Origin of the sequence: Streptomyces sp. NPDC057654, assembly GCF_042800135.1 — a bacterium.
Classification (GTDB): Bacteria; Actinomycetota; Actinomycetes; order Streptomycetales; family Streptomycetaceae; genus Streptomyces.
Genome location: NZ_JBHVHQ010000308.1, coordinates 1 through 8,934, shown reverse-complemented (window position 1 = coordinate 8,934; position 8,934 = coordinate 1). Strand labels below are relative to the sequence as shown.

Genomic DNA, 8,934 nt, shown 5'->3' with positions numbered 1-8,934 from the left:
TTCGGGGCGCACTGACGCGCGTTCAGACGCGGGCTCAGGAGCGCGCTCAGGTGCGGCGAATGCCACGACCAGCTTGATGCAAATGGCTACAAAACGGCTAAAAAAGGGGTCACACCGGATGCGCAGCTCACGGCCTTCACACCTTGGACGTGTAAGTTCCGGGGCCGAAGGCCATGGAAGGGACCGATCCGGTGAACAAGAAACTTGTGGCCGCGCTGTCCGGCGGTGCGGCACTCGTACTAATGCTGACCGGCTGCGGCGGCGACGACGGCGACAAGAAGCTCGACGACTGGGCCAAGAAGGTCTGCGGCAATATGCAGCCGCAGGTCAAGAAGGTCCTGGACGCCAACAGCGCGATCGCGTCGCTGCACGGCGAAGAGGACTCCAAGAAGGTCCAGCAGACCGACTCGGCCGCCTTCCAGGACAACGCCGACGCCTACAAGTCGCTCGCCACGTCCATCGACAGCGCGGGAGCGCCGCCCGTCAAGGACGGCGAGACCACCCAGAAGAACGCCGTCAAGGCGCTCAACGACCTCTCCGGGGCCTACGAGGGGCTCAAGAAGCAGATAGACGGTCTGAACACCTCCGACAAGCAGAAGTTCTCCGACGGCCTCAACGGCATCGTCTCGGGCCTGAACAAGCTCAACGGCAAGAGCGAGGACGCGCTGAAGAAGCTCCAGGCGGGCGATGTCGGCAAGGCGATGACGAAGCAGTCCGGCTGCCGCCGGACGTCGACTTCCGTGTCCCCCTCGGACTCCGCGTCGCCCTCCGCCTCGAAGAAGTAGCGGCGGGGCGGACGCCCGTAGACGGCCCATAGACAGGCCGCAGACAGGCCGCAGGCAGGCCGCAGGCAGCCCGGACGCACCGCCCCGCAGGGGCACGGCGCCGGGCTGTCGCCAATTGTCAGTGGCGACCCCGACAATGGTCGGTGTGAGTACGCACCGCCTTCCCGCCGCCGACCTCGCGCGCACCGACCGCCTGCGCGAGGCGCTCCTCGCCGCCGCCTTCACCGCCGACGGCCTCCTCGACCTGCTCGGCGCGCCCGCCTACGCGGCGCTCGCCCGCAGTGAGACCGTGCCCGCCCTGCGGGCCACCCGTGGCGAGAGTCCGCTGGAGACGCTCGTCAGACTCTTCCTCCTCCAGCGCCCCGTGCCGTACGAGCGGGCCGCCGCGGCCCTCCCCGTCGAGGACTGTCTCGCCGACGGCTGGCTGGCCAGGGAGGGCGCCGAGGTACGGGCGACGGTCGACGTGCGTCCGTACGGGGGGCCGGAGGGGCAGGACTGGTGGGTCGTCGCCGACCTGGGGTGCGCGGTCGGCGGGGCCGGCGGCCTCGCCGGTACGTCCGGGGTGGACCGTTCGCAGCTGGTGCTGGGCGTGGGCGGCGCGTCCACCACGCTCGCCGGGATCACCGTCCGTACGCCCGTGGAGCGCGCCCTCGACCTCGGCACGGGCTCCGGCATCCAGGCCCTGCACGCCGCCCAGCATGCCACCCGGGTCACCGCCACCGACCTCAACCCCCGTGCCCTGCACGTCGCGCGGCTCACCCTGGCTCTCTCCGGCGCGCCCGCCGCCGACCTTCGTGAGGGCTCCCTCTTCGAGCCGGTCGCGGACGAGACGTTCGACCTGATCGTCTCCAACCCGCCCTTCGTCATCTCGCCCGGCGCGCGGCTCACCTACCGCGACGGCGGCATGGCCGGGGACGACCTGTGCCGCACGCTCGTGCAGCGGTCCGCGGACCACCTCAACGACGGCGGCTACTGCCAGTTGCTCGCCAACTGGCAGCACGTGGAGGGCGAGGACTGGCGCGAGCGGATCTCCTCCTGGGTGCCGCGCGGCTGCGACGCGTGGATCGTGCAGCGCGAGGTGCAGGACGTCACGCAGTACGCGGAGCTGTGGCTGCGCGACGGGGGCGATCACCGCGCGGACCCCGCGGAGTACGCGGCGCGGTACGACGCCTGGCTGGACGAGTTCGAGGCCCGTAAGACCAAGGGCGTCGGCTTCGGGTGGATCACGCTGCGCAAGTCCGGCGCCGAGCAGCCCTCCATCGTCGCCGAGGAGTGGCCGCACCCCGTCGAACAGCCCCTGGGGGAGGCCGTACGGGCGCATTTCGAGCGGCAGGACTTCCTGCGCTCGCACGACGACGCGGCGCTGCTCGCCGCACGGTTCCACCTCGCGGCGGAGGTCGCGCAGGAGCAGGTCGGCGCGCCCGGCGCGGAGGACCCCGAGCATGTGGTGCTCCGTCAGAACCGTGGCATGCGGCGGGCGACGAAGGTGGACACGGTGGGCGCGGGGTTCGCCGGGGTCTGCGACGGCACGCTCAGCGCGGGCCGCATCCTCGACGCCATCGCGCAACTCATGGAGGAGGATCCGGTGTTGCTCCGGGACCGTACGCCGGACAGCATCCGACTCCTGGTCGAACAGGGGTTCTTGACTCCGGCGGGCCCCTCGGACTGAGGGCGCCTGCCGGGTGGCCATCGGGAGCCCGCCAGAGTGCCCGCCGGGCGTCCCATGAGGAAGGGGGAGGGCGTGTATCGCCGGTGGACGATATGAGTTACGCCACCGTGTCGGGAGGTGTGGACGCGCGCTCGGCGGTTTGCCGGGCATTTCGGTCCGGCTGATCCAGCCAGCGGACGATGCCGCCCTGCCGGCCGTGTGCCGCGCCGCGTCCCGGACCGCTCGTCGGCGCACGCGCGTACGGACATGAACACGTACGGACGCGAGCGTTTGCGAATCCGGAGCGACCCGGCCAGGCCCGCGTACGGCTCCCGACGGGGCTCCGGAGAGAACGGCCGGCGCCTTGTGAGCGGAATCCCGGCGGGACCTCCGCTCGCACAGTCGGCCGTACCTACGGCCGTACGCCTGACCTGCTCGTACGCCCGGTAGCCCGGCCGCCGTCGGCGGCTGAACCGGAGTCAGCCGGTCCGCGGTCCCCGGTCGGGTCCGGGCTCCGGGCCCTGGCCGATACGGGCCGCTGCCGCCGGGCCGCCGCTGTCAGCCGTGTGCCGGTCCGGGCGGCAGACAGGACGCTTGTCGGGTTACCGTTCGAGTGGCGTTGCGGGCTTTTTCCGTTTGACACGGGGGCGGGATGTACCGTCACACTCCGCAGCGTCACCGCAGCGCCTACACCGAGTGTCGACCGGAGAGAAGAGCGAAGTTGTCCCCGACCAGCGAGACCGCACACGGCGGCCGCCGACTCGTCATCGTCGAGTCGCCTGCCAAGGCGAAGACGATCAAGGGTTACCTCGGCCCCGGATATGTCGTCGAGGCGAGCGTCGGGCACATCCGCGACCTGCCGAACGGGGCCGCCGAGGTCCCGGCCAAGTACAAGGGCGAGCCATGGGCCCGTCTCGGCGTGAACGTGGACGCCGAGTTCCAGCCCATCTATGTCGTGAACCACGACAAAAAGGACCAGGTCAAGAAGCTCAAGGAGCTGCTGGCCGAGTCCGACGAACTCTTCCTCGCCACCGATGAGGACCGGGAGGGCGAGGCCATCGCCTGGCACCTCCAGGAAGTGCTCAAGCCCAAGGTCCCGGTCCGCCGGATGGTCTTCCACGAGATCACCAAGGACGCGATCCGCGACGCCGTCGCCCACCCGCGCGAGCTCAACAAGAAGCTCGTCGACGCCCAGGAGACCCGCCGCATCCTCGACCGCCTCTACGGCTACGAGGTCTCGCCGGTCCTGTGGAAGAAGGTCATGCCGAGGCTGTCCGCGGGCCGCGTCCAGTCGGTCGCGACGCGACTCGTCGTCGAGCGGGAGCGCGAGCGCATCGCCTTCCGCTCCGCCGAGTACTGGGACCTGACCGGCACGTTCGCCACCGGCCGGCCCGGCGACGCGAGCGACCCGGGCACCCTGGCCGCCCGCCTCACCACCGTCGACGGCCGGCGTGTCGCCCAGGGCCGCGACTTCGGGTCGACCGGCGTGCTCAAGGACGGCTCGCAGGTCCTGCACCTCGACGAGGCGAACGCCCGCGCGCTGGCCGCCGCCCTCGCGGACACCGCCTTCACGGTGCGGTCCGTCGAGTCGAAGCCGTACCGCCGCTCGCCGTACGCGCCGTTCCGCACGACGACCCTCCAGCAGGAGGCGTCGCGCAAGCTCGGCTTCGGCGCGAAGTCCACGATGCAGGTGGCCCAGAAGCTGTACGAGAACGGCTTCATCACCTATATGCGTACGGACTCGACCACCCTCTCCGACACGGCCGTGCAGGCCGCGCGGGCGCAGGTCACGCAGTTGTACGGGTCCTCCTACCTGCCGGACAAGCCCCGCACGTACGCCGGGAAGGTCAAGAACGCGCAGGAGGCGCACGAGGCGATCCGACCTTCGGGTGATCGTTTCCGCACCCCGGCCGAGACGGGTCTGAGCGGCGACCAGTTCAGGCTCTACGAGCTGATCTGGAAGCGGACCGTGGCCTCCCAGATGAAGGACGCGGTCGGCGACTCCGTCACCGTCAAGATCGGCGGCACCAGTTCCGACGGCCGGGACGCCGAGTTCAGCGCGTCCGGCAAGACGATCACCTTCCACGGCTTCATGAAGGCGTACGTGGAAGGCGCCGACGACCCCAACGCCGAGCTCGACGACCGCGAGCGCCGGCTGCCGCAGGTCGCCGAGGGCGACGCGCTGAGCGCCGAGGAGATCTCGGTCGACGGCCACGCCACCAAGCCCCCGGCCCGCTACACCGAGGCGTCGCTCGTCAAGGAGCTGGAGGAGCGGGAGATCGGCCGCCCCTCCACGTACGCCTCGATCATCGGGACCATCCTCGACCGCGGCTACGTCTTCAAGAAGGGCACCGCGCTCGTCCCCTCCTTCCTGAGCTTCGCCGTGGTCAACCTGCTGGAGAAGCACTTCGGCCGGCTCGTCGACTACGACTTCACCGCCTCCATGGAGGACGACCTCGACCGCATCGCGCGCGGCGAGGCCCAGGCCGTGCCGTGGCTCAAGCGCTTCTACTTCGGCGAGGGTGAGGGCACGGGCCTCGGCCAGGGCGGCGCGGCCGACGCGGGCAACGGCGACGGCGACCACCTCGGCGGCCTCAAGGAACTGGTCAGCGACCTCGGGGCGATCGACGCCCGGGGGATCTCCTCCTTCCCCGTCGGCGACGGGATCATGCTGCGCGTCGGGCGCTACGGCCCGTACGTGGAGCGCGGCGAGAAGGACGCCGAGGGCCACCAGCGGGCGGACGTGCCCGAGGACCTGGCGCCCGACGAGCTGAGCGTCGCGTACGCGGAGGAGCTGCTCGCGAAGCCGAGCGGCGACTTCGAGCTGGGCACGGACCCGGAGACCGGGCGGCAGATCGTCGCCAAGGACGGCCGGTACGGCCCGTACGTGACCGAGGTGCTGCCCGAGGGCACCCCGAAGACCGGCAAGAACGCGGTCAAGCCGCGCACCGCCTCGCTCTTCAAGTCCATGTCCCTCGACACGGTGACCCTCCAGGACGCGCTCAAGCTGATGTCGCTGCCGCGCGTCGTCGGCAAGGACGCCGAGGGCGTGGAAATCACCGCGCAGAACGGCCGCTACGGCCCGTATCTGAAGAAGGGCACGGACTCGCGTTCCCTGGAGCGTGAGGAGCAGCTCTTCACCATCACCATCGAAGAGGCGCTCGCGATCTACGCGCAGCCCAAGCAGCGCGGGCGGGCCGCCGCCAAGCCGCCGCTCAAGGAGCTGGGCACCGACCCGGTCAGCGAGAAGCCGGTGGTGGTCAAGGACGGCCGCTTCGGCGCGTACGTGACGGACGGCGAGACGAACGCGACGCTGCGCCGCGACGACGACGTCGAGACGATCACGCCCGAGCGCGGTTACGAGCTGCTGGCGGAGAAGCGCGCCAAGGGCCCGGCCAAGAAGACCGCCAAGAAGGCGGCGAAGAAGGCCCCGGCCAAGAAGGCGACGGCCGCGAAGAAGGCCGCCCCGGCGAAGAAGACGGCCGCGAAGAAGACGACGGCCGCCAAGAAGACGACGACCGCGGCGAAGAAGACGGCGGCCAAGAAGGCCCCCGCCAAGAAGGCCACGGTCAAGACGGCGGCCGGGGAGGACTGAGGTCCGCTCGGTCTGCCCGGCTCTCGGTTTCCGGCCCCTGTTGGGGCGTACGTGCTACGGCCCGTTCCTGCCGCTCGTCGGTGGGGGCGGGCCGCGGCGTTTCCAGGGTTGCGGGCTGTCCTACGGGCTCGGGCGGGCGGCCGGGACAGGCGGGTGTTTCCGCCTGATGGCCGCCAAAACGGCCGGTTCACCTATCCCGGTCATTTGTTCGGGTGGGCCGTGTAGATCCGCGTGCTGCGGATAGGCTGGCAGGATGACGCGTGCCGAGCAGCCAACGGTCGTGACCCCCACATCCGGCGCCCTAGCAGCGGACTCCCGCGAGCGGGCCGTGCGGGCACTGCTGCGCATCCCCCCGCTGAAGCGGTTGTGGAGCGCCCAGTTCGTCGGCGGTGTCGGGGACTCACTCGCCCTTCTTGTCCTTGTTCTCCTGTCGCTCCAGGCGGCCGTCACCAACGGCTCCCTGGGAGGCGGCTACCGGGGCGCTGCCTTCGCGGTCGCCGCCGTCTTCGGCGCGCGGCTGCTCGCGACGCTGCTCTTCGGCGCGGTCCTGCTCGGACCGCTCTCCTCGCTGATCTCCCCGAGCGGCCCGCTCGACCGCCGCTGGACCATGATCGGCGCGGACGGCGTCCGCCTCGCGCTGCTGATCGTCGCGCCGCTGTGGGCCGACCTGACCCCGGGCAGCGCGTTCGCCTGGCTGCTGGTCACGGCCTTCCTGGCCGGGGTGGCCGAGCGCTTCTGGACCGTCGCCAAGGACGGCGCGGCCCCCGCGCTGCTGCCCGCACCGCCCCCCGAGGGCGCGGCGGTGCGCCCGCTGCCGGATCACTACGACGCGCTGCGGCGGCTCTCGCTGCGTACGACCTTCGTCTCGCTGCCCGTGGCCGCGGCGGCGCTCGCCGTCGTCTCGCTCATCGGGAAGCTGATCGGTACGGGAGTCGACTGGTTCGACACCCATCAGGCGGCCCTCGGCTCGTACGTGGCCGCCGGGCTCTTCGCGGCCTCCGTCTCGATCCTCTACCTCCTGCACCTCCCCGGCGCGCAGACCCCCCGCGCGCGCTCCCCGCTTGAGGGGATGCGCCGCCCCAAGACCCCCGAAGGCCCCGACCGCGGCCGTACGGGCGCGATCCCGGTGCTGGTGCTGGCATGCGCGGCCATCGCGGGCGCGATCGCCGCGGCCGTCTCCGTCGCCGCGCTCCAGGCCATCGACCTCGGCGGCGGCCCGGTCGCCTACGGACTGCTCGTCCTCGCCCTGTCCGGCGGCCCCGTCATCGGCATCCGCAACGCCACGAAGATCCTGCCCGGCTTCTCCCGCCGCAGGCTGCTGGCGCTCGCCCTCGCGCTGACCGGCCTCGCGATGCTGGTGGCCGGCCTCGTACCCGACACGACGACGGTCCTGCTGCTGATCCTGCTGGCGGGCATCGCGTCCGGCGTCGCCGCCGGGACCGGCCACGCCCTCCTCGACCAGGAGGCGGAGGAGGCGCGGCGGGCCCGTACGACCGAGCACCTGCACGCCGTGGTCCGGCTGGCCATGGCGCTCAGCGCCGTCATCGCCCCGGTGCTCGCCGCCGCGATCGGGCCGCACCGGCTCATAAGCGGCAGCTTCGTCTTCGCGCACGGCGGCGCCGCGTTCACGCTGATGCTGGTGGGCGCGCTGCTGCTGCCCGTCGCGGCGCTCGTGCTCGGCAAGACCGACGACCGGCACGGCGTACGGTTCCGGCGCGACCTGCTCGACGTGCTGCGCGGCGGCGACCCGGCGCAGGCCCCGTCCGGCACCGGCTTCTTCCTCGCCTTCGAGGGCGGCGACGGCGCGGGCAAGTCCACGCAGGTGGAGGCGCTCGCCGAGTGGATCCGCGGCAAGGGCCACGAGGTGGTCGTCACCCGCGAGCCCGGCGCTACCGCGATGGGCAAGCGGCTGCGTTCGATCCTCCTCGACGTGTCCTCCGCCGGGATCTCGGACCGCGCCGAGGCCCTCCTGTACGCGGCGGACCGCGCCGAACACGTCGACAGCCTCGTCCGCCCCGCCCTGGAGCGCGGCGCCATCGTCATCACCGACCGCTACATCGACTCCTCCGTCGCCTACCAGGGCGCCGGCCGCGACCTGTCCCCGACGGAGATCGCCCGCATCTCGCGCTGGGCGACCGACGGCCTCGTGCCGCACCTCACGGTGCTGCTGGACGTGTCGCCGGAGACGGCGCGCGAGCGGTTCACGGAGGCGCCGGACCGGCTGGAATCGGAGCCCGCCGAGTTCCACCAGCGGGTACGGTCCGGCTTCCTCACCCTGGCCGCCGCCGACCCCACCCGCTACCTCGTCGTCGACGCCGGGCAGGAACCGGAGGCCGTCACCACGGTCGTACGGCACCGGCTCGACCACCTCCTCCCGCTCTCCGAGGCCGAGATCAAGGCCCAGGAAGAGGCCCGCAAGGCCGCGGAGGAGGAGGCCCGCCGTAAGGCGGAGGAAGAGGCGGCCCGCAAGGCCGAGGAGGAGCGGCTGGAGCGCGAGCGCCAGGAGCAGCTCGCCAAGCTCCGCGCCGAGGAAGAAGAGCGCAAGCGCCGCGAGCTCGAAGAGGCCCGCCGCCTCGAAGCCGAGCGCAAGGCCGAGGAGGCCCGCAAGGCGGAGGAGGAAGCCGCCCGCAAGGCCGAGGAGGAGCGCAAGCGCCGCGAGGCGGAGGAGCGCGCCCGCGCCGCCGAGCAGGAGCGGCTGCGCAAGCAGCATGAGGAGGAGGCGCGGCTGCGCGCCGAGGCCGAGGCGCGGCGGCTGGAGAAGCAGCGCAAGGCCGAGGAGGCGTTGCTGAAGGCGGAGGAGGCACGCCGGGCGGCGGAGGAGACGGTCGGCGCCTTCGGCACGCTGGTGTCGTACACGAAGTAGCAGGCGGTCGGGTCACCCGTGTACGACCACGGTGAGTACTGGG

At 71.9% G+C, this 8,934-nt stretch carries 3 protein-coding genes and 1 pseudogene; all 4 read left to right on the top strand.

Annotation, left to right across the window (positions count from 1 at the left end):
- Positions 1–191 precede the first annotated feature (191 nt).
- Complete coding sequence (locus ACFU99_RS22245) at positions 192–785, top strand: small secreted protein (RefSeq protein WP_384394589.1); 594 nt, start codon at positions 192–194, stop codon at positions 783–785.
- A 136-nt stretch (positions 786–921) separates the two neighbouring features.
- The gene (locus ACFU99_RS22240) at positions 922–2,454 is read left to right on the top strand and encodes a methyltransferase (protein WP_384394591.1); all 1,533 of its coding nucleotides are present in this window, start codon (positions 922–924) and stop codon (positions 2,452–2,454) included.
- 700 nt (positions 2,455–3,154) lie between these two features.
- Complete coding sequence (gene topA, locus ACFU99_RS22235; RefSeq protein ID WP_384394587.1) at positions 3,155–6,028, top strand: type I DNA topoisomerase; 2,874 nt, start codon at positions 3,155–3,157, stop codon at positions 6,026–6,028.
- Between the two features lie 253 nt (positions 6,029–6,281).
- Positions 6,282–8,861 (top strand): annotated as a pseudogene (gene tmk / locus ACFU99_RS22230) (dTMP kinase); the annotation flags it as partial.
- Positions 8,862–8,934: the final 73 nt, after the last annotated feature.